The organism is Mesorhizobium sp. B1-1-6 (assembly GCF_006443035.1).
GTDB lineage: Bacteria > Pseudomonadota > Alphaproteobacteria > Rhizobiales > Rhizobiaceae > Mesorhizobium.
Genome location: NZ_VFWR01000001.1, coordinates 443,509 through 463,135, shown reverse-complemented (window position 1 = coordinate 463,135; position 19,627 = coordinate 443,509). Strand labels below are relative to the sequence as shown.

At 61.4% G+C, this 19,627-nt stretch carries 31 protein-coding genes, 1 tRNA gene and 1 pseudogene; 7 read left to right on the top strand and 26 right to left on the bottom strand.

Annotated features, from left to right (window positions below; genetic code table 11):
• Nucleotides 1–174 precede the first annotated feature (174 nt).
• The 3 genes and pseudogenes from FJ979_RS02420 to FJ979_RS02410 all read left to right on the top strand — a co-directional run.
• Nucleotides 175–1,287: an endonuclease/exonuclease/phosphatase family protein gene (locus tag FJ979_RS02420; protein ID WP_140516451.1), complete on the top strand. Its 1,113-nt coding sequence runs from the start codon at nt 175–177 to the stop codon at nt 1,285–1,287.
• A 3-nt stretch (nt 1,288–1,290) separates the two neighbouring features.
• Entirely contained in the window at nt 1,291–2,007 is a 717-nt protein-coding gene (locus FJ979_RS02415; protein ID WP_140516449.1) for a hypothetical protein, read from the top strand.
• 85 nt (nt 2,008–2,092) lie between these two features.
• A pseudogene (locus tag FJ979_RS02410) lies at nt 2,093–2,341 on the top strand (PIN domain-containing protein); the annotation flags it as partial.
• Nucleotides 2,342–2,365: 24 nt separating this feature from the next.
• Here the strand turns inward: FJ979_RS02410 and FJ979_RS02405 are convergent.
• Genes FJ979_RS02405 through FJ979_RS02395 form a run of 3 tightly spaced genes read right to left on the bottom strand, consistent with a single transcriptional unit; the run spans nt 2,366 to nt 5,589 of the window.
• Entirely contained in the window at nt 2,366–3,583 is a 1,218-nt protein-coding gene (locus FJ979_RS02405) for an ABC transporter permease (RefSeq protein ID WP_140521160.1), read from the bottom strand.
• A gap of 1 nt (nt 3,584) precedes the next feature.
• Entirely contained in the window at nt 3,585–4,292 is a 708-nt protein-coding gene (locus FJ979_RS02400) for an ABC transporter ATP-binding protein (protein WP_140564194.1), read from the bottom strand.
• A 4-nt stretch (nt 4,293–4,296) separates the two neighbouring features.
• Nucleotides 4,297–5,589, bottom strand: coding sequence for an efflux RND transporter periplasmic adaptor subunit (locus tag FJ979_RS02395; RefSeq protein ID WP_140495412.1), 1,293 nt, complete (start codon nt 5,587–5,589; stop codon nt 4,297–4,299).
• 130 nt (nt 5,590–5,719) lie between these two features.
• On the opposite strand from FJ979_RS02395, the gene FJ979_RS02390 reads away from it, so the two are divergent.
• Together FJ979_RS02390 and FJ979_RS02385 are read left to right on the top strand one after the other, a co-directional pair.
• Nucleotides 5,720–6,652: a PhzF family phenazine biosynthesis protein gene (locus FJ979_RS02390; protein ID WP_140579972.1), complete on the top strand. Its 933-nt coding sequence runs from the start codon at nt 5,720–5,722 to the stop codon at nt 6,650–6,652.
• 107 nt (nt 6,653–6,759) lie between these two features.
• Nucleotides 6,760–6,835: transfer RNA gene (locus FJ979_RS02385), tRNA-Lys, on the top strand.
• A gap of 62 nt (nt 6,836–6,897) precedes the next feature.
• On the opposite strand, the gene FJ979_RS02380 is transcribed toward FJ979_RS02385, so the two are convergent.
• The 8 genes from FJ979_RS02380 to FJ979_RS02340 form a co-directional block, all read right to left on the bottom strand.
• Complete coding sequence (locus FJ979_RS02380) at nt 6,898–7,923, bottom strand: site-specific integrase (protein WP_140579971.1); 1,026 nt, start codon at nt 7,921–7,923, stop codon at nt 6,898–6,900.
• A 487-nt stretch (nt 7,924–8,410) separates the two neighbouring features.
• Nucleotides 8,411–9,154 carry a hypothetical protein gene (locus FJ979_RS02370; RefSeq protein ID WP_140579969.1) on the bottom strand — a complete coding sequence of 248 codons (744 nt, stop codon included), beginning with the start codon at nt 9,152–9,154 and terminating at the stop codon, nt 8,411–8,413.
• A gap of 73 nt (nt 9,155–9,227) precedes the next feature.
• Entirely contained in the window at nt 9,228–10,079 is an 852-nt protein-coding gene (locus tag FJ979_RS02365; protein WP_140579968.1) for a hypothetical protein, read from the bottom strand.
• A gap of 6 nt (nt 10,080–10,085) precedes the next feature.
• Nucleotides 10,086–12,074, bottom strand: coding sequence for a hypothetical protein (locus FJ979_RS02360; protein WP_140579967.1), 1,989 nt, complete (start codon nt 12,072–12,074; stop codon nt 10,086–10,088).
• A gap of 74 nt (nt 12,075–12,148) precedes the next feature.
• Entirely contained in the window at nt 12,149–12,340 is a 192-nt protein-coding gene (locus FJ979_RS02355) for a hypothetical protein (RefSeq protein ID WP_140579966.1), read from the bottom strand.
• Nucleotides 12,321–12,626, bottom strand: a complete 306-nt coding sequence (locus tag FJ979_RS02350; protein WP_140579965.1) for a hypothetical protein — start codon at nt 12,624–12,626, stop codon at nt 12,321–12,323. Before FJ979_RS02350 ends, FJ979_RS02355 begins: the two co-directional genes overlap by 20 nt.
• A complete protein-coding gene (locus tag FJ979_RS02345) occupies nt 12,623–13,003 on the bottom strand; it encodes a hypothetical protein (protein ID WP_140579964.1) in 381 nt (126 codons plus the stop codon). Before FJ979_RS02345 ends, FJ979_RS02350 begins: the two co-directional genes overlap by 4 nt.
• Nucleotides 12,987–13,175, bottom strand: coding sequence for a hypothetical protein (locus FJ979_RS02340; protein ID WP_140579963.1), 189 nt, complete (start codon nt 13,173–13,175; stop codon nt 12,987–12,989). Before FJ979_RS02340 ends, FJ979_RS02345 begins: the two co-directional genes overlap by 17 nt.
• A 49-nt stretch (nt 13,176–13,224) precedes the next feature.
• On the opposite strand from FJ979_RS02340, the gene FJ979_RS02335 reads away from it, so the two are divergent.
• Nucleotides 13,225–13,413 (top strand): hypothetical protein, encoded by a 189-nt coding sequence (locus FJ979_RS02335; protein WP_140579962.1) that lies wholly within the window; start codon nt 13,225–13,227, stop codon nt 13,411–13,413.
• On the opposite strand, the gene FJ979_RS02330 is transcribed toward FJ979_RS02335, so the two are convergent.
• Genes FJ979_RS02330 through FJ979_RS02295 form a run of 8 tightly spaced genes read right to left on the bottom strand, consistent with a single transcriptional unit; the run spans nt 13,376 to nt 17,425 of the window.
• On the bottom strand, nt 13,376–13,744 hold the full coding sequence (locus FJ979_RS02330; protein ID WP_140579961.1) for a hypothetical protein: 369 nt from the start codon (nt 13,742–13,744) through the stop codon (nt 13,376–13,378). The two genes, FJ979_RS02335 and FJ979_RS02330, sit on opposite strands and share 38 nt — an antisense overlap.
• Nucleotides 13,741–13,959, bottom strand: a complete 219-nt coding sequence (locus FJ979_RS02325; protein WP_140579960.1) for a hypothetical protein — start codon at nt 13,957–13,959, stop codon at nt 13,741–13,743. Before FJ979_RS02325 ends, FJ979_RS02330 begins: the two co-directional genes overlap by 4 nt.
• Nucleotides 13,956–14,447, bottom strand: a complete 492-nt coding sequence (locus FJ979_RS02320) for a hypothetical protein (RefSeq protein ID WP_140579959.1) — start codon at nt 14,445–14,447, stop codon at nt 13,956–13,958. Before FJ979_RS02320 ends, FJ979_RS02325 begins: the two co-directional genes overlap by 4 nt.
• A complete protein-coding gene (locus FJ979_RS02315) occupies nt 14,432–14,656 on the bottom strand; it encodes a hypothetical protein (protein WP_140579958.1) in 225 nt (74 codons plus the stop codon). Before FJ979_RS02315 ends, FJ979_RS02320 begins: the two co-directional genes overlap by 16 nt.
• Nucleotides 14,653–15,309, bottom strand: coding sequence for a hypothetical protein (locus tag FJ979_RS02310; RefSeq protein ID WP_140579957.1), 657 nt, complete (start codon nt 15,307–15,309; stop codon nt 14,653–14,655). The genes FJ979_RS02315 and FJ979_RS02310 overlap by 4 nt, the downstream gene beginning before the upstream one ends.
• Nucleotides 15,306–16,703, bottom strand: coding sequence for an RtcB family protein (locus FJ979_RS02305; RefSeq protein WP_140579956.1), 1,398 nt, complete (start codon nt 16,701–16,703; stop codon nt 15,306–15,308). Before FJ979_RS02305 ends, FJ979_RS02310 begins: the two co-directional genes overlap by 4 nt.
• A gap of 42 nt (nt 16,704–16,745) precedes the next feature.
• Nucleotides 16,746–17,030 (bottom strand): hypothetical protein, encoded by a 285-nt coding sequence (locus FJ979_RS02300; protein WP_140579955.1) that lies wholly within the window; start codon nt 17,028–17,030, stop codon nt 16,746–16,748.
• Nucleotides 17,027–17,425, bottom strand: a complete 399-nt coding sequence (locus tag FJ979_RS02295; protein ID WP_140579954.1) for a hypothetical protein — start codon at nt 17,423–17,425, stop codon at nt 17,027–17,029. Before FJ979_RS02295 ends, FJ979_RS02300 begins: the two co-directional genes overlap by 4 nt.
• 141 nt (nt 17,426–17,566) lie before the next feature.
• On the opposite strand from FJ979_RS02295, the gene FJ979_RS32425 reads away from it, so the two are divergent.
• Nucleotides 17,567–17,713 carry a YlcI/YnfO family protein gene (locus tag FJ979_RS32425; protein WP_281405497.1) on the top strand — a complete coding sequence of 49 codons (147 nt, stop codon included), beginning with the start codon at nt 17,567–17,569 and terminating at the stop codon, nt 17,711–17,713.
• Here the strand turns inward: FJ979_RS32425 and FJ979_RS02290 are convergent.
• The 7 genes from FJ979_RS02290 to FJ979_RS02260 are packed head-to-tail and all read right to left on the bottom strand — an operon-like array spanning nt 17,710 to nt 19,614.
• A complete protein-coding gene (locus tag FJ979_RS02290; protein ID WP_140579953.1) occupies nt 17,710–17,970 on the bottom strand; it encodes a hypothetical protein in 261 nt (86 codons plus the stop codon). The two genes, FJ979_RS32425 and FJ979_RS02290, sit on opposite strands and share 4 nt — an antisense overlap.
• Entirely contained in the window at nt 17,952–18,374 is a 423-nt protein-coding gene (locus FJ979_RS02285; protein ID WP_140579952.1) for a hypothetical protein, read from the bottom strand. Before FJ979_RS02285 ends, FJ979_RS02290 begins: the two co-directional genes overlap by 19 nt.
• Nucleotides 18,371–18,655 carry a hypothetical protein gene (locus FJ979_RS02280; RefSeq protein WP_140579951.1) on the bottom strand — a complete coding sequence of 95 codons (285 nt, stop codon included), beginning with the start codon at nt 18,653–18,655 and terminating at the stop codon, nt 18,371–18,373. Before FJ979_RS02280 ends, FJ979_RS02285 begins: the two co-directional genes overlap by 4 nt.
• Nucleotides 18,652–18,960, bottom strand: coding sequence for a hypothetical protein (locus FJ979_RS02275; RefSeq protein WP_140579950.1), 309 nt, complete (start codon nt 18,958–18,960; stop codon nt 18,652–18,654). Before FJ979_RS02275 ends, FJ979_RS02280 begins: the two co-directional genes overlap by 4 nt.
• Nucleotides 18,939–19,145, bottom strand: a complete 207-nt coding sequence (locus FJ979_RS02270; RefSeq protein WP_140579949.1) for a hypothetical protein — start codon at nt 19,143–19,145, stop codon at nt 18,939–18,941. Before FJ979_RS02270 ends, FJ979_RS02275 begins: the two co-directional genes overlap by 22 nt.
• A complete protein-coding gene (locus FJ979_RS02265) occupies nt 19,142–19,423 on the bottom strand; it encodes a hypothetical protein (protein ID WP_140579948.1) in 282 nt (93 codons plus the stop codon). The genes FJ979_RS02270 and FJ979_RS02265 overlap by 4 nt, the downstream gene beginning before the upstream one ends.
• On the bottom strand, nt 19,420–19,614 hold the full coding sequence (locus FJ979_RS02260; RefSeq protein ID WP_140579947.1) for a hypothetical protein: 195 nt from the start codon (nt 19,612–19,614) through the stop codon (nt 19,420–19,422). Before FJ979_RS02260 ends, FJ979_RS02265 begins: the two co-directional genes overlap by 4 nt.
• Nucleotides 19,615–19,627 lie beyond the last annotated feature (13 nt).

The window sequence follows — 19,627 nt, the reverse complement described above, 5'->3', positions numbered from 1 at the left end:
AGAACAGGCCCCACGCCGACCCTGGGATGGGCCCACTGTGGGTCTTTGCGTCTGAACGGCGGATGAACGGAAAGGTTCCCTCAACCATGGCGCGAGGCGCGCCAGGATCAATCGATTCCAGCTGGTGGTTGCCCGGCCTTGTTTTCTGCCGCGCTTGCGGGCAAAGGTCATGATATGTCGCTGCGTCTTGCAACCTTCAATGTCGAGAACCTGATGAACAGGTTCGATTTCTCCGGATACCGCAACCAGCTCAACGAGGACCGGACGCTGGCTCTCTTCGATATCCAGAGCGAGGCCGAGTACAAGATGCTGGAGCAGGCCCGCGCCATCGCGCAGTCGGACGACATGCGGCAGCTGACGGCGCTGGCCATAGCGGCCACGCGCGCGGATATCATCTGCATGCAGGAGGTCGACAATATCGAAGCCCTCAAGGCGTTCGAATATGGCTATCTTTTCAAGATGGTGGGGCAGGGCTACCGCCAGAAGTACACCGCTGCCGGCAATGATTCGCGCGGCATCGACGTCGCCGTGATGATGCGCAGCGAGACCGCGCAGGGCCAGCCCATCGAATTCGTGCGCATGACCAGCCACGCCTATGTGACCTATGAACAGTTCGGGCTGCACACGCCGGAGCTGGCGGCGCTCGGCAACCAGCCCAATGAACGTATCTTCCGGCGCGACTGCCTGGAAGTGGACATTACCGTTGGCGGTTCGCCGCTGACACTCTATCTCGTGCACTTCAAGTCGATGGGCTCGCCCCGCAACGGGCTCGACGGGCGTGAAGCGACGATGCCGGTCCGCATCGCGGAGGCGCAGGCGGTGCGCCGGATCATCGAGGAGCGCTTCGGGGCGGATCATGCAGCCAACAAGCGCTGGGCGATCTGCGGCGACATGAACGATTACCGCCAGCGCGTGAAGATCGCCGGCGACGAATTCGACGGCTATCGTTTCGAGGTGGTCGACGAGAACCTGTCCTGCATCAACGTGCTGACGGCTGGCGGTTTTTGCGAAAACGTGGTCGAGAGGCGGCCGGAAATGAACCGCTGGACCTTCTACCACACGCGTGGGCCGCAAGAGCGGCATTTGTGCCAGCTCGATTATATCCTGCTGTCCAAGGGACTGGCGGCTAAGAACGCCACCGCCGTCCCGGACATCATCCGCAACGGCCAGCCCTGGCGCACGATCTTCCCCGCCGGCCAGGAAGTGGAGCGCTTTCCGCGCGCCGGCTGGGACCGGCCCAAGGCATCGGACCATTGTCCGGTGGCGATCACGCTGGACATGGCCTGAGCCGTGAGCTTCGACCTGCCGCGCAACGTTATTTTGCCGGTCGACGCCGTCGATGTCCGGCTCGACCCTGGCCCGCATCCTTTTTCGCTGGATAATGCCGAGGCGATCGCCGCGAACTGGCAGCATGAGATCGCGGCCAACCCCGCGCTCTTCGACGGCCCCGTGGTGCTGCTCTCGCGACTGGCCTGGCGCGACAATCGCCTCGTCGGCCGGTGCCACGCGGTCAACTACTCCACGTTCATGCTTTGGCGTAAACGGCGCGAGAATTCCGGCGCCGAGCACGCCTATGCCCATGCCATGCTTGTGGCCGGCGACAATGCGCTGGTGGCGATTCGCATGGCCGCCCACACCGTCACTGCCGGCCGCGTCTATTTCGCCGCCGGTTCATTTGAACCGGCGGATTTTCGCGATGGCCTCGTCGATGTCGATTTCAACATGATCCGCGAGGTGCGGGAAGAAACCGGCCTCGACATTTCAGGCGCCGCACGCGGCCTGCATTACCATGCCCTGTCGACGGAAAGCGGCACGGTGATCTTCCGCCGCTACCGGGTTCCCGAGCCCGCCGAGGAGATCGCGCGGCGCATCTCGGCCTTCGTCGCAACCGAGGCCGAACCGGAGATCGTGGGTCCGGTCATCATCCGCCACGCCGCCGACCTGCCGCACGGGCTGATGCCGCACATGAAGCCGCTGATCGAGTGGCATTTTGCGAACGCGGACTAAACCTTACCTTCCGTGCTGATCGCCAATGCCGGCATACGAAGGTCTGAGTGGCTGCCTGCAACCCCAAACATCGGGTGCGTGCGCGGACAATCGTCTCGATCAGGATGTGTTGCCACTGTTTGCAGGCCGCATTCTGCCTTTCGACCTCGACGCGTCGCGCGCCTATGCCGACCTCATGGTAAAGGCGAGAGCCTCAGGCAAGGCGATCGGCAATGCGGATGCCTACATCGCGGCCACGGCCGCAGCAAACGGTCTTACGGTCGCCACCCGCGACACCGGCCCATTCGCGGCCGCCGGATTGAATACGATCAATCCCTGGGAAACAGCGTCGTAGCCGCGCCTTTGCTTTCCAATCGCCTTATTCATGCCGCAGCGCGTCGATCGGGTCGAGCCTGGCGCCGCGCAGCGCCGGGAAGAAGCCGAAGACCATGCCGATCAGCGCGGAAAAGCCGACGGCGAGCAGGATGACTGCCGGGCTCGGCGCAAAGGGAATGGCCAGCGTCGCCGAGGCGAGACCGGCCAGCGAGAGCCCGATCAGGATGCCGATGATGCCGCCGAGCAGCGACAGCACCGTCGCCTCGACCAGGAACTGGATGAGGATGTGCTTTTCATGCGCGCCGATGGCGAGCCTGATGCCGATCTCGCGGGTGCGCTCGGTGACCGACACCAGCATGATGTTCATGATGCCGATGCCGCCGACCAGCAGGCTGACGCCGGCGACCGCGCCCAGCATGCCGGTCATGGTGGTGGTGGCGCTGGCCATGGCATCGGCGATCTGGGTCATGTCGCGGATCGCGAAATCGCTTTCGCGGTCGGGCGTGAGGCGTCTGGCGTCGCGCAGAATATCCTCGACGCGCGGCTGCAGCTCGCTGGTCGGGGTGCGGTCGTCGGCGGCGACGTAGATGTTGTCGATGTTGCGGTTGCCCGCAATGCGCCGCTGATAGGCATGCAGCGGCATCAACACGACATTGTCCTGGTCCTGGCCGAAGCCGGTATAGCCCTTCGGCTCGAGCAGGCCGATGATCTTGCAGGAGGTGCGGTTGACGCGGATGATTTCGCCCTCCGGGTCGCCGGCACCGAAGAACTGCTGGCGCACCGTCTCACCGATCAGGCATACGCCGGTGCCCGAGCGGGTCTCGGACTCGCTGAACGAACGGCCTGAGACCAGTTTCCAGTCGCGGGCATCGAGATAGGCGCTGTCGGTGCCGGTAACGCCGGAGGTCAGGCTCTCGGTACCGAAGATGACGCGGACCTGCTTCTGCGAGGCCGGCGAAATGGCGCGTGCGCCTGTCAGATGGGCAATGAGCGCGGCAAGATCCTTTTCGGTGAGCGGACGGACGACCTGGTCGAGCCCGCCCGGGCCGCCGGGGCCGGCCGGGCGGCCGGAGCGCACAACCAGAAGATTGCTGCCGAGCTTGGCGATGTCGTCCTTGACCTTGGCGGTGGTGCCGGCGCCGATGGTGAGCATGGCGATGACCGCGGCGACGCCGATGACGATGCCGAGCAAGGTCAGGAACGAGCGCAGCATGTTGCGGCGGATCGAGCGCAAGGAGAGGCGGACGGTTTCCCAGAGCATGTCAGGCCACCTCGACGGTCATGGTGTCGGAGGCGACATGGCCGTCGAGGAAGCGCACCGTGCGCTCGGCATATTCGGCGACGTCGGCCTCGTGGGTGACCATGGTGATGGTCAGGCCAAGCTCCTTGTTCAGTTGCGTCAGCAACTCCATGATCTCGTGCGTGCGGGCAGTGTCGAGATTGCCGGTCGGTTCGTCGGCGACGAGCAGCGTCGGCCTCGTGACGATGGCGCGCGCGATCGCCACGCGCTGTTGCTGGCCGCCGGAAAGCTCGGCCGGCGTGTGATGCTCGCGACCGACAAGGCCGACTTGCGCCAGCGCCTGCATGGCAAGATCGCGGCGCTCGCGGCCGGCCACGCCGCGATAGATCAGCGGCAGTTCGACATTTTCCGCCGCCGTGGTGCGCGCCAGCAGATTATAGCCCTGGAAGACGAAGCCGACATAGAGGTTGCGCAGCATGGCGCGGCGGTTGCGGTCGAGCCGGCCAGCATCGACGCCCATGAAGGAATAGGTGCCGGCGGTCGGCGTGTCGAGGCAGCCGATGATGTTCATCGCCGTCGATTTGCCGGAGCCGGACGGGCCCATGATGGCGACGAATTCGCCGCGCCGGATCGCCAGGTCGACGCCGGCCAGCGCGTGCACCTTGGCTTCGCCATGGCCGTAGCTCTTCCAGACCTTGTCGAAGGTGATGAGGGGGGCGCCCATCGCCACGGCGTCAGCTCCGCTGCTGCGAGGCCGTGATGACCTGCGCCCCCTCTGACAGGCCCGAGGTGATCTCGGTCAGCTCGCCGTCGGTCGAGCCGATCCTGACGTTGACCGGATGCGGACGGCCTTTCTCCAGCACGTAGAGCATGCGTGAGCCGTCGGTCGGCGGCGCTGCCGCCTGGCGCTGGCGATTGCCGCCGGGACGTCCCATGCGGCCGGTGAACAGGTCGCTCAGGCTCCAGCCGCGGGCGGCCTGCTGCGCAGGACGATAGCGGAAGGCGGAGGAGGGGACGGTCAGCACGTCCTTGGCCTGCCGGGTGACGACCGAAACAGTGGCGGTCATGCCGGGGCGCAGCAACAGCTCGTTGTTGTCGACCTCGAGCCGCGCATTGTAGGTGACGACGCCGTCGGTGGTGACCGAGGCGTAGGAGATGTCGCGGATCTCGGCGTCGAACGGCCGCTCCGGGAAGGCATCTACGGTGAAGCGGGCATGCTGGCCCGGCTTCACCGCGCCGATATCGGCTTCGTCGACCGCCGCCACCAGTTCCATGTTCCTGAGATCGGCGGCGATGATGAACAGCACCGGCGCCTGCAAGGAGGAGGCGACCGTCTGGCCGGGGTCGACGGAGCGCGTCAGCACGATGCCGTCGATCGGCGCATAGATGGTGCTGTTGGCAAGATCGGTCTGCTGTGATTTCAGGTCGGCGTTGGCGATGGCGAGATTGGCCTCGGCGCTGTCGAGCGCCGCCTTCGAACGGTCGCGGGTCGCGGTCGCGGCTTCGAGCGACTGGTCGGTGGCCATGCCGCGCTTGGTGAGGGCGGCGGCGCGCACGAGCGCGCTTTCATTCTCGGCCAGCGTCACGGTGGCGTCCGCGACATTGGCGGCGGCCGCCTTGGCGGATGCCTCGGCGCGTTCGATCTGCACCTGCAGCTTGGCGGTGTCGAGCGCGGCCAGCACATCGCCCTTCTTGACCTGCTGGTTCTCGTTGACCGAGACTGAACGAATGATGCCCGAGAGCTGGCTGGAAATGTCGACCTGGGTGAGGGGCTGCAAGGTGCCGGTCGCCGAAACCTCGACAGTGAGGTCGGCCTTGGCGGCGGGCGCCGTCGTATAGTCGATCTTGACCGGCGAGCCGGCATACCACTGGTAGCCGGCAAAAGCCGCGACAAGGACGATCAGCGCCAGCAGCGCATAGAGCCAGCCGCGGCGGCGATTCTTGCGCCGCCCCGTCTGGTCGAGCCCGAGCGCGGTCTCGATGGCGGAATCCGATTCCGTCTTTGGCAGATTGACAATCTGGTCCACGCCGGACCCCCTGAAGCGCAATAAGTCCCTATGAGTGCACAGATCAGTGCTAATGGTTCGAATATCAAATTAAATTTCGCTCATGTTGGGATTGAGGCAGAAATTCGGATCAAAGCGGAAGGTTTCCTCCATGAGACGCGATTACTTGCTTTACGATGTGTTTACGACCGATCGGCTGGCCGGCAACCCGCTGGCGGTGGTGTTGGACAGCGGCGGACTGGACACGGCTGCGATGCAGGCCATCGCGCGAGAGTTCAACCTGTCGGAATCGGTGTTCGTGCTGCCGCCGGACAATCCCAAGCACCGCGCCCGCATCCGCATCTTCACGCCCGACTATGAAATGCCTTTCGCCGGCCACCCGACCGTGGGTTCGTCGATCGCGCTGGCCGAACTGGCCGATATCGCGCTCGCTGAAATGGCCGACAATGACGGCGCTGCGAGCATTTTCGTGCTGGAGGAAAACATCGGCCCTGTGCGCTGCGCCGTCAGCAAGCATGATGGCGCGACATTCGCCGAATTCGACCTGGCGAAGTTGCCGGAGCCGCTGAAGCTCGAAGCCGACCCGGTGGCGATCGGCGCCGCCCTTGGCCTGGCGCCGCACGAGATCGGTTTCGAGAATCACCGCGTCGCGTTCTGGTCAGCCGGCGTGCCCTACGTGACCATTCCCGTGGCCAATCTTGAAGCGGCCGGCCGGATCCGGCTCGACAACCAGGCCTGGTCGGAGCTGGCGCCGCGCAAGAGCGAATGGGCGTTTGCCAGCCCCTATGTGTATTGCCGAGAGACGGTGAACCACGAGAGCGCCTTCCATGTGCGCATGATCGTGCCTGGCACTCCGTCCTACGAGGACCCGGCGACCGGTTCGGCGGCGGCGGCCTTCGCCGGCGCCGTCATGCATTTCGACGCTCCGACGGATGGCGTTTCGCATCTCTGGATCGAACAGGGACTGGAGATGGGGCGGCCCTCGCGCATCCGCCTGGAACTAAGTGTACAGGGCGGAAAACTGGTCTCGGCGCGCATCGGTGGCAACGCGGTCAAGGTGGCGGAAGGCAAGCTGTTCGTCTGACCATCTGCGTCACTTCGGCGATTTGTCGGGAAATGATTCCGGCAGGGCTGGACAGGACCGGCATCGGCGGCTATATGCCCGCCAACGCCGGTTTTTGCCGGCCGAGTGGGTGCGTAGCTCAGTTGGTAGAGCAGCTGACTCTTAATCAGCGGGTCACAGGTTCAATCCCTGTCGCACCCACCACTAAGTCCTTGAAAAACCGCTGTATTTCCAATCACCTAAAATAAATCAGCAGGCACTGTGTTTCAAAGTGTGTCGGCCTCCATCTGGTCGATCGCCCGCTTCAGAGACTTCAGGCTGTTGTGGGAATAGCGACGGGTCATTGAGTCCGTCTTATGCCCCATCAGGTCCTGGGTCGTCTTGTCTGCCACGCCGGACTGAAGCAGCCAGCTGGCAAACGTATGGCGTAGATCATGAATGTGAAGCTTCGGCATGCCCGCCCGCTTGCGGATGCCCAACCACCTCTTCGCAAAGCTGTACTGTGGTTTACCCTCCTCTTCTCCAATGAACACGTATCCCTTCCGCTGGTCCTTCGGTGTGTGTGCGAGTGTGTCGCGCACCTCCTGACGGAGCGGTATTCGCCTGGGGCTGCTGTTTTTCACCCGCTCGCCGTCCAGTTGTATGGCAGTCAGCTTGGGGTTTATCTCGCTCCACTCAAGCTTCATGATTTCCTGGTGCCTCATACCGGTCCAGACGGCCAGTGTGATGAACAGGCGCTGTTCGTGGTTGTTGCAGGCCGCCAGCAGCTTGTCGTAATGGTGACGCTGCAGATAGACCTCCCGCCTCGTGGCGTCGGGAATGTCGCCCTTGTCAACCTCCTTGACGGCGTTGTAGGTGACACCGCAGTCCAGTCTCCTTTTCGCAAACGTGAGCAGCAGGCTCAGGAAGGCGAGGTCGCGCCGAAGCTGGACCGTCTTGCCAGTCTTCAGCTTCTCCTTGATATAGGTCTTCACCTTCGCTTCATCTAGTACGCGCAGAGCGACATCGCCCAGCACCTCGACGACGTTGGTCAAACTTGTCGTGTAGTGGCGCTTGGTGTTCTTCGAATACGGCCGGCGCCGGGGGTGCGCAAAGAGCAGCTCCGTCGCCTTGATGATGCGGATGTCGGTGTCGAGAAGAAGAGCGTCGTTCAGCTCTTGTTCAAGACGGTCTGCCTCCGACTGAGCAGCCTTTGGACATTTAAGCCCAGTTGATTTTCGGACGGTGTCGCCCCCGACGCGGAGGCGCGCTTGGTAGATTGCTGATCCTTCTCTAAGGTAAATGTCGGCCATTCCTGGACCTTCCTCTGTTTGTGAGAAACATCCATGTTGTTCAGCCAATGGTCGACTTCTGTCAAGCGGAAGCGGAACTGTCTGCCGATCCTCGCCGCCCCTGGTATCATGCCGCGAGCGGCCCAGTAGCGAATGGTCCTATCAGACACGGCTAGCCTATCCGCCAGCCGCTTTGTTGAAACCCAAAGCACGATACCGCCGCCCAACCCTGAATGTTTATAGATGGTGGCTTCTGTACCGTATTGGGACAGCATTTCAAGAGAAAATTCACGAACGGTAACAAAAATTAACAAATTATTGATGCGACCTATTAAACCTCGCTAATATGCGAACCACGTCGGGGTGGACGGGCTCCCCCAGCTTCTCTAATAACTTGACGCCGTCCTTTATGACTTTAAAGGACGGCGTCAAAGCAAACATATCTTCATCATCATAATGAAGATCGAGCTCGGTAGCGAGCTCAAGTAGGAGATTAGAAATCGTCTCCTTATCCGCGTTTGTCAGGTTCTCGTTCTCCGGCATGTCCAGCAATTTCGTCCACCCGTTTCTTTTTCGTGCCGTGGGCGGGGAAGCCTACTATCACTCCCTTTCTGTCTCCATCAGCACATACGCCACACTGTGTACAACTTACATCCGTATAAGTCGCAGGGCAGACAGCGATTTTCCTACCTTTTGGAGTGTAGTTCGCTAGTCGTTTGACCCTGCGTCTGTAATCACTCAGACTTTCGTCCTTTTTCCTTCCGTATTCCGAATGCAACACGACCGCTACTGGGAGTTCCAGATCGGCTAGCTCGTCGGCCTTGTCTATACTGTCGGCCGACATGTTGATGTTTAAGCCTTCTGCCGCCGCTTCCCTGATAATTGCGAGATTTTCAAGGCTCGGTGGCTTGTGTGTAAAGATTATGGCGCGCTTCCCCTTGCTTGCTTTAGCTATCTTTAAAATACCTTCACGGTCAATATTGTCGCGCTCCCCTGGCAAGTCCCCAGCCTGACCATATCGCCAGATTGCGCCGCGATTAAGCTTGCGGATCGGCTTCAGAGCCTCGTCCAAATCGGAGCCTCGCGCGCCGGAGGTAACCTGGTCCCAGTGCAGCTTCAACGGCCCGGTCATGGCATAGCAGCCGCCCTGCTTTAACGGGCAACTGTCTGGACAGGTTTCACGCGAACTGGTCATCACCGGCATCGGCCCGGTCTTCACGTTCCGAGAGATCGGGGTCGTGTGGTAGTGCATCTTTTCCTCGCAAAAGAAAAAGGGCGCCCCGAGGGACGCCCTTTTGTTCACGCTGGTTGGTGGTTGGTGTTGGCTAGTTCAGCAGCCGCTTAGTCCAGGCCTTCAGGCGGCCGAAGATGCCAGGGCTGCTGGGTTCGATGTTGCTCCAATCGGGCAGACCGTCGTCGTCCTCCTCGTCATCGTAGAAGGTCGAGTAGACCGGCTCCGGGAAAGCATGCTTGGCTTTCTCTTCTGGCACCTCATCGACGATGGTGTAGCGACAGGCTCTGCCCTTGGCCTGGTCGTCGGGCGGGAAGGCCACAACGTCGGCGGGGCTGATCTTGAGGATCAGCACATGTCCTGCGTGCCCCGCATAGAGGGGTAGGTAGTCCCAGGAGCAGAAATGCAGGCCCGCCGAGCAGGTGCGGAACCGATCGAGATCGCACTGGTTCCTGGGAAGGAAGATTGTCGATCCAACGGTGTTCAAGGTCCTCCCGTCGTGGAACGACAGATAGTCCTTGTTCACTTTCTTGTAGGCCAGGAAGAAGCCGTCCGGGGTGATCGGCATGTTGCCATGCTCGAGCCATTCGAACAGGTGTTCGCGGATCTCGTGGTCCGGGTTGAGCTGCAGCCGCTTCAGGAAGTTGATCCACGGCGTGGCCGGCTGTTGCCTCTTCAGGAGATCGATGATCCGCATGGTGAGGTGGTTATGGAGCGCCTTGCCGTCGTAGGTCAGGCCGTCGTAGCCGACCCGAACCAGGGCGTCCTCATAGAGAAGGTACTTGCGGAGCGCCGCGGCCATATCGAAGTCCTCTTCGCCGACTTCGCCACCCTCCACGAGCCGCTGTTTGATCAGCTCGAAGTTTGGGTGGCTGCTGTCGATGCACTTGAGATCTCCGCCGACGAAGGCGGAGATCGTATTCCCGGAAACGACGTGCGGGACCATGGTGGATTACCTCGCGATGAGTTTGAGATAGTGGGTCAGGTGCTCGTCATTGTTGGCGAGCACGTTGAGCAGCGGGTAGCCGGCCACCAGCTTGGCGAACCTCGCGTGGAAGTCTGTCGTGACGCTCGGCAGGCTCTTGCCGGTCACCTCGACCCACAACTGGGAGAGCAACAGGTCCTCATAGGTGTTCGAGGACATGTTGATGGCCTTCTGGAGAAGGTCTCGCAGTCGCTTCGGCAGCTGATCCAGCTTGCGGCCCAGAATGTTGACCAGGCGGTCGTTTCGGAAGCTGGTCACGTCGCTCTTGACGGCGTGAGCCTTGGCGTTGAAGCCGGCGACGGTGTCCTTGAGGAGCTGGTCGAGGTGGATCCAGCCAGGGCGGTCCTTCGGCAGGTTGCGCTGGTTCTTCATCAGGACGATGACAGACTGGTCATGCTTGATGGCGTCGATGTTCCGGAGCCTCCTGATGTAGCGGTCCTGCACCTGTTCCATATCGAGGATCTGGCCGAAGACCTCATAATTGGCGCCCTCGGAGTAGACATAGACGGCCTTCTCCGGCTCCTGGATGATGCTCCGGTAGCGATCGAAGGTGCGGATGTCCTGCTTGCTCAGACCGACCCGGGGGCGGCTGGTGCGGACGAGCTTGAGGCGCTCGATGGTGCGGAGGTCGACGACCGCCTCGACACCGTAATACTCGGTGACCTTGGCCAACGTGTCGGCCTTCACCCACAGGATGTCGGCTTCCTCGTTCTGGTCGCGGAACATCCGCATCCGGTCCTTGGAGAAGCGGCAGTCCGGCGCCTCCCAAACGACCGTGTATCCCTTCAGTTCTTGCGGGGTGAGCGACGGCGCCGTCTGGTAGTAGCGAGAACGACCAGTAGGCTGACGTGGCGGCGAGAACCGGAGGTCGTCCCAATTGAGCAGCACGGCAGCTCGCCCAGCGCCGAGATAGGAGAAGCTGGTGCGGAGTTCGGCCTTGCCACGCCACTTCGGCTGCTTGAGCATGGTCTTGCCGAGACGAGTGGCCAGCTCGCCGTAGACGATGCAGGCGTCCAGGAAAGTGTCCGGCGCGTCGAGGGTGGCCTGGAGCTCGTTGCGGATGTCCTGGCGCACCTGCTGCCAGATGAGGCGCAGGTTGTCCTTGGTGGGCTCGTCGTAGCCGAGTTGCTCTCGCGAGGTCGACACACTGGCCGTGCCGATCGGCACGTCGATGATGATCGGGATCCGGAGCTCGTTGTCGTCGTCGACATGGACCAACTGGGTTATGTCGAGGGGGTAGAGCACACACCCCTGACGGATGCGGGGGCTCGATACATGGTTGGACTTGACGATGCGATAGTTGCTGCCCTCCATCAGCGTGGTGACGCCGGACGGCGTCCACTGATCATTGAGCACAGTCGGCATCGGGTCGAAGCCGATCATCACCTTCTCTATCGCGGTGCGGAACCGCTCGATGTCGAGCTGCTGCACCGGGAACTTGATCATGACGCCGGTGCGCTCCTGGCTCTCATCCTCGGCCGCCAGGCTCACGGTCGGCATGCCGCTGCCGTCCAGGAAGCAGACATACTCGCGCTTCGTCGTGCCGTCGAAGCAGGTGATGGTGTACTGCTTGGTGTAGGCGAAGGCCGACTTCATGCCGAGGCCGAGCATTCCGACCTGGGTGTTGCTGTCGCGCTTGTCCGAGCCAAACAGCGTGGTGGCGCGCTGCGTCACCTCTTCGTGGGTCATGCCCGGGCCGAAGTCACGGACCATGAAGTACGGGCTGAGGGTCGAGGGCGCCATGAGGAGGAACGGCTGGTCAGCCTTTCCCGCGGCGATGTGGGCGTCGTAGGCGTTGGTCGCATATTCGCGCACCGGCGCCAGGATCTTGTCCGAATAGATGCCGTCGATCACGGCGTGGAAGGCGATCGCGTTCATCTCGAAGCCAAAGGTGCGGGCTTCGGTGACGCCGGCGGCGTGGAAGTCTTCGGCGCGGGCGGTGTTGAGCAGTTTCATGGTCTTGTCCTTGTGCATGGCTTCGCCGTGGCGCTCAGGGCGCGGGTGGAAGCGATTGAGAAGGGAGGGGTGGTTTAGGCTGCGAGGGGCTGGATACGGGCCTGGAGCTCGGCGGCGTCATAGGAATTGTGGCGCCCGAGGATGCGCCCGGATGGGCTCGTCACCCACCATTGATCCCAGCCGTGTTCGAAGGGGAGCTTCATGTTGGCGACGTCCGCTCGGGTGAGTACGTCGCCGGTCAGAGGCTCATAGACCTGTATCTGCAAGGAGTTTCTCCATTTTCTGGCGTTGCCCAGGCAACATCTCGGCGACGGGCTGGCCCTTGACGAGCAGCAGGTACCGAAAATTGGCCTGGAAAATTTCGATTGGTTTGCTGTTGGCTTCGAGCGCGGCCACCCCATCGGTCGTGATGGTTTCGCGGCCGATGAACCATTCCTCGGTCGTCCAGCCCCGGCGCTTCATCGCCTTTATTGCAGCGTACTCACCCCCGGCGGGGTAGAGCCTGTTGGTGAGCAGTCCCCGGACGAGGAGCTCTTTCTGCTTGGGTGTCATAGGATCCAGACCTCGTTGTCCTTCATGAACGCGATGTCGGCATGCCAGACGGCGCCACCTCCCGGGCCCTGAAAGTATGGGGCCCTGAACGGGTTGTATCGCACTCGTTGTGCTCCTGTTGGAATGGTCAAAGTCTCCAGTACTAGAGGAAGACCAGAGATTGTTGCGTGAACCTCCTTCTTTCCGGTGCGGATTACCCGCTGGCGAGTGACCTCGTTGACCTTGAAGCGGGGCGCCGCCAAAACGAAGGGGCCGCGATTGTAGAACACGCGACCCCTGGGGGATTGGTCGAAGCCTTCAAGCTCACAGGCGAATTTCGGCCGGATGCTGAAACAGCGCTTGTGGCTGTTCCAGTAGACCTCACTGAGGTGTGACATTCTCTACCTCCCGGTGACTGACCACGAGGCCGTAGTTCTCCAGCTCCTCGAATTTCTCGGCCTGGACAAACGCCTCACCGGCCGCTTCATTCGGATCTTCGTCGGACTCGACGTCGATGGTGAAGGTGTGTATGACCGTCTCGACAATCGTGACGTCGTATTTCTTAGACATGGAGGTTCCTATGCCAAAACAGTATCCAGTGGACCTGACGGACAAAAGCATGGACGAGCTCGAAGCCATCCACGAGGCCGTGATGCAGGCCAAGCAGGCTAAGGCGATCGAGCATCAGAATGATCTGATCCGCCAATATCAGGAGCTGAAGGGTAAGATGGTGAGGGCCGGCGTGGTCAAAGAAGACCAGCTGCCGAACTTCAAGATCCGGGGTTGGTCTCGGTCGAAGCCGAACTGATCCACCGGATCTCCTTGCCTTGTTGCTTCGCATGCTCCTTAGCCAGGAACATGGGCACGAAGTCAGGCACCTCGATATAGTTTCGTTCGACCACCTCGGGTTCCACGACATGTGGCTCCAAGATAGCACCGGCGGGCGGGGTTTCTTCCGGCGCGTCGGGCGCCGGCTCCTTCTTTAGGCCCATGAGGGCGTTCAAGAACGCGGCCAGCTCCTCTCGGGAGTCGATCCTGATGGTGGCGAGCGCGGCCGGTTTGAGGCCGAGCTGACGCCGGTGGGCGTCAGCGTCGTTCTTCATCGGGAACCAGGCGCGGTCGACGTTGTAGACAATCATCGCACCAGCTCCAGGGCGTTGCCGACCTCCATCAGGTCAATTACCGCTCGGTCGATCCGACTGCTGGCCGTTTCGGCGTCCTCGACGTCCTCCAATTCGCGGAGGATGAAGAGGAAGAGTGTGTCGCCCACCTTATCCGCCTGGGTTAGGTCTTGGACGTGGCTATGTTCTCCATTGGAGAAAGTCGCAGCCGCGGCCTTTTGGAATTTGTTCATTTCACCAGCTCCTTTGCTGCGCGGACCATTGTCATGAAGGCGCCGTATTCGTCGCAGAGCCGGTCGTCGCTGAAGTCCGAGACCATCTCGTCGGCGTCCTCGTAGGTGACGCCGTCCCAGTTCTCACCGGCGGCCTTCTTCTCCTCGAACTCCTTCTCCGGCGTCGTGAGGCGGGCCATCTGCTGGACGAATTCCTCGAACCGCTCGTAGCGGTTCAGCGGCTTCTCGCCGCGGTCGTCGCTGTCGACGAGGATGCCGGTCTTCGTGATCCTCACGTTGACCGGCTCGTCATGGTCGGGATCGTAGGCATGGACGACCAGTTGGCCGTCGTTGATCTCGACCCAGAGCTTGCGTTTGGTGCCGTCTGGGCATTTCGCCTCGACGTCGATCCGGGATGTCTCCGACTTGATGTTGACGACCCATTTGCGGGGGTCTGCGTCTTCACCTTCGGCGACCTTCCAGTCTTGCATGTTCAGCCGGGTGTGCATGTTCCTGCCTCAATGAGGGTGGTGTTGTCGTCCAAGGTGATGGCATCGATCGTGACCTTGTCTATCAGGTCGACCATCTTGCTTTGCACGACCAGCTCGTAGACGTGCTCAGCGATCATCGCTGAAGTTATCGGGCCGGCGTAGACGCCGACCGTGATGAAGCAGCTCATGTCCACCTTGAGGCGGACATTGATGTCGTCGGCGGTCATCTGATCTTCTCCAGATCGTACTTCTCGGCGTAGCGCCTGATCTGCTCGGCCGGGTCGGTATTGATGTCGAACCATACCTGGAGAAATTCGTCCTTCTCCACGCCAGCGTCTTCGATCGTGATGCCGTAGAAGGCCTTCAGGTGCCAATCGCAGCTCCGGAAGTATTCCTCTTTGGCGCTCTGACTGATCAGGAGCTCCCTTCGGGCCATGACCGGGTCGCGGAAAGCTTCACCCGGCGTGAGACAGCTGACGATCGCGGGGACGATCTCCCAGTCATAGGCGCCAGAAGCCCTGTACCATTCGGGCAGCAGGTCGTAGACCTGGAGCACCCACTTGCCGATGTCGATGCTGTGGTGCCGAAGCTCGAGCGAGCCGACGTCTTCCCGGTATTTCATCCATTCAGGACTGGCCGGCTGGTCTCCAACGACGGTGATCTCGCATAGGTGCTCCCAGACGCAGAGCGCAGCCTCCACTTCAAGATGGCTGTAGGCGAGGGGGACCTCGACCGACATGTCCTGGCGGTAAACGTGGGCGCCGGCCTTGAGCAGTTCCTCGGCCTCCTTCTTGGCGTCGGCCTCGGTGGCGACAAGGGCTCGGGCAATTCCCGGCACGGTGTCGTGCTCGCCCTCGATATAGAAGAGGTCGATCTTCATTTGGTTTTCCTTTGCCAGTGCATTTCGCCGGCCATGATGCAGCCGTAGGGATCGACGAAGTCGACCACCTTCGCCAAGCCGTGCTTGTTGATCTGCTGCTGAACCTGTTCGGCGTTCTTGTATGCCTCGGGCAGTTCGGACAGGTCGGGGATGCCGAGATAGAAACGGGCATCGACCTTCCGGCGAAGCATCGTCATGATAGCGGCACCGTCTCGGTCTCCAATCACGTCGCGGAGGTAGGCAGTCCGGCTCATGTTCCGGCCGGCGCCATGTGGTGAGAAGCCAAGCGCCTCGACTTTGTCGGCGTGCCGCGTGACCAAAATCGGCTCCGCCATGTTGAGAGGAATGAGGGTCCGGCCGTCGTCGTCAGCCGAGAAGCCGGCGAATGACGGGGTGGCACCCTTGGCGTGGTAGTAGAGGCCGTCGTCGCGCCGGAACACGAAATTATGCTCGTTCCAGAACCGATCGACCACGGAGTTGCCAATGCGTTGCTGGATGCGGTCGTGGAGGACGAAGTGGTTCAGCTTTGTCCACTCGCGCACCAGCTGGAGCGCCTTCCAGTAATCCTGGCCGGCCTCGCTGTCGGCGTCGATCCAAGCGGCCTGTGGGTCGGTCCTGGGCGACACGATCGCGGTGTGCTTCTTGGCCGCGGCCAAGCCTCGCTTGTAGACGAGCGCACCGAGTCCGCGGGAGCCGTGATGGGTCACGATGGCGGGCTGACCGGTCGAGCGCAGCGCGCCGACGAACAGAAAGTGGTTCCCGTCGCCCTGGGTGCCGAGATTGGTCTCGGCGATGTCGCCGTGTTTTGACTGGCGGTCTTGCGTGAAGCGGTTACCATCCATGCGGTCGATAAGATCGACCAGACCAATGGAAGCACCCATGGACGTGTGAAGCGCCCTACGGCCACCCGGGCCAAAATGAGTGACCTCCTGGGCAACGTCCAGGATCTTCTTCAGATCCTCCATGCGCTTGAAGACGGTGATCGCCATCGAGCAGCAGACGTCGGCCGAGTGGAAACCGGGATGGATGGCATTCATGGTGGCCACCACGCCGCCGACCGGGATGATGCCGGCAGGGCAGGCGTCGGGCATGACGACGGCCTTCTCGACGGTCGGCACTCGCATCAGCTTGTCCATGGCCTCGACGACCAGGTTGAGGTTGGTGTGCTCGATCTCGTCCTCCGGCTCGAGGAAAACGTTGAACGGCAGTGAGTTGGTGCGGAGTGGGATCTCGGGGGGTAGTTGGGGTTCGCTCTTGCGGATCTCGGCGAGGATCTCCATCCCCGACCGGCCGAGGCTATGGAGGATGTTGGCGTTGCGGATCGCTTCGCCGAACCACTTGCCTCTACCTTTGGGGTCGATGCCCCAGTCGATCAGCGTCTTGCCAGTGATCATGATGTGCAGTTTCTCCGGTGTTGGATGTGGCGCTCGGCGCCGTTAGGGACGATCTTCAGGCGCATCAGGCACATCCTCCTCGGCAAGATCAGGCGTGGTATCGGGGCTCCACAAGCTGTCGATCGTCATCGCCGGCGATAGGCTGACTTCGGGGAGGTCCTCGTCGTCAAAACGGCGGCCGGTGATGGGGATACCAGCGCACAGGTCTTCACTCAGCTCGATGCCGTTGCCGACCATGTCCATGGCCGCGGCCAGGGCCTGCTCCTCGTCCACGGCCTTGATGTAGGCCGTGGCGGCGATCTTCAGCTCGATCGAATACAGGTTCATTTCTCGGGTTCCGATCTGGTGAGCAACAGAGTGACTGCGCGGGTCAGGTACTCGCATTCGGCCACCTTGAGCTTCTTGCCGGTGGTGCGCTCCATCAGGGACTCGATCGTGTTGACGATCTCGATCCGGCGGAGCTCACGGTCGTGGAACCACGGCTTGATGTTCTTCCGCGGCCTGGCGCTATCGGGGATCAGTTGGCTTTCCAGCCACTCCTTGCCATCTTCGTCAATGAAGACAGTCTGGTCGGCTCGGGTGACGGTTTCCTGGCCGTCGTAATTGTGCTCCGTCCCACTGCCATCGAAATCCCAGGTGCCGTCGTTTTCAAAGACGACACCACACGTGCCGGGTGTGTTTTCCAGGGTGGCGACGATGGCTGTTCCGTCAGGCGCTTTCATGGGATCACCTCGTTCTGTTTACTGGTTGAAGCTATAAGCGATATCGGTTATATGTCAATAAACGCTATCGAATAGGAGAGCGAATTGACTCAAATACCGATATCGGATAGTCGCAGGCGAATGGGACGCCCGCCATTGAATGTGAAGCCAATACTTGTCCGACTGCCCAAGGGCATGGCGGAGAAGATTGATCAAATTGCAGGCGGAAAAAATCGGCGGGCGGCGTTTATCCGTGAGGCCGTGGAGCGCGAGATCGAGCGACGTGAACGCCAGTCGGACAAGGACTAGCTCACTTTTATGGTGTCTGCCTCCGCGAAGATGGCAGCGTATTCCTCGGCTTCCTTGGCCTGCAGCTCGAACTGCTCTGCCAAGCGACGGGCGCCTTCACCGTGAGGGATCATGTCGATCGTCGTGCCGGTGTTGGCCTTCGGCTTGTAATCGATCAGCTTGCAGAACTCCTTCGCGTGGTTTTTGAAGCGTTCCGCCGCAACGGCGCAGATGTTGGCCAGGGTGTTGGGGTTGATGTTCACAGCGCGATCGACCAATCGGCTTCTCCCGTTTTCGCGAGGTGGCGCAGAACCTTGGCGGCCTGCCGGGGCGTGATCTTGTCCCAGTCGACGTCAGCATTGACGTGAGGGCCTACGTTCATTGGCTCGAACAGTTGTTTGCTGGTGCGGTAGTCGAGGTCGAGAAGATCGGCGGCGAAATCCTCGTAACGACTGGGGACGTCTTTGGTGCTGCGAGCGGTTTTCCGGATCTGACCCTTCTCGCCCACCACAAGGCATGCCCAACCGGCGATACATGCCGTGCTGTTGCACTGGAAGCCAACGTTGGTGCTCTCGTCGGGGTCGGTGGGACCGGTATAACTGCCCATGTTGAAGCCGCGATTGTGCTTGCTCGGGATGTTTTCGAGGAAGCCGGCCAGATTGTTGATGGCGTCGACGTTCATGGTAGCCACTTCTCCAGTTTCGTTTTCAGATTGTCGCGGAGGATCCGCCAGAGCGGGATGTCGAGCACCACCTCGTCGGCCGAGTAGGTGTCCAGATCGCCGCTGAATTTCGGGATGTAGTCCCAGGGGTCTTCCAGGAACTGCTCGTAGGTGAGGAGGTCGCTGTTGCAGGCGATCACATCATCGTAGAGGTAGCGATAGAGCTCGTCCTCGGTGGCGAAGGCCATGGACTGGGTGCCGTTGCGATCGTCGATCGCCAGGGTCTGAACAACGATTTTCATGCGGCGAGACCCTGCACCAACAGCCCCATGGCTATGTTGTCGGTGTGGTCTGAGATCACGTCTTCGTCGTTGCCGTGGATGAGCTGCAGCCAGCCGATCCTCTGGCCGATACCACCGCGGAAGATGATCTGGGTCTCGTCGGTGGCAGCGATCTCGGTGGTGATCGCCTCGTAGTCACTGGACTGCTGGAGAGCCCACTCCTCGCCGTCGTAGACCGACACTGTCCAGCCCAGGCCCAGGGCCTTCTTGATCAGATTGCCGACGATCGTGGCCTCGATCGGCCTCATGTGGTTAGGGAACGCCATCTCAATCTCCAAATGGATGCCCACCAGCGGCGCCGGCGGGGTTTTCTGAACTCAAGTTTGTGGGTTTCCATCAGCTGCTGGATCTTGGCGTCGGCCGTGCGGACCTCGTTCTCGGTGAAGCCACGCGCGGTGGTCACGTCGGACAGCTTCAGGATCTTCAGCATCGCCTTGTGGCGCTGGTTCACGCCGGGGGCCACATCCGGTCGAGGAAGCGGTCCCAGGCCTCCTTGGTGTAGGCCATTTGGCTCGCCTCGAAGTGGGCGCCGGTCTCGACCGACACGAAGGTGCCGCGTTCGGTCGGATGCACCGTGACGATGTGGAAGTTGTCCTGGCCACCTTGGTCGGCCACCATCTGCCACCGCTTGGCGCGCTCGGCGTTGTTCTTGGTGTAGGGGTCAAGGTGGACCGGGCAGCATTTCTTGAAGCCGTAGACGGCGAGGCAGAAGTAGCGCGCGGTGGTCATAGTCCGTAGACCTCCTTCATGAGGGTGAGGTAGCGTTGAGGGTGGTGGTGAATGTTGAAGCGCTCGGCGATCGCCGGCCCATCGCAGTCGTAGAGACGGGCTACGACGCTCGTCTCGCCCTTCTCACAGGGTTGGTCATGGCAAAGCACCCAGTGCTGGTAGCGCTGGCTCCAAATGGCGCGGAGCTTCATGGCTCCTCCGTGA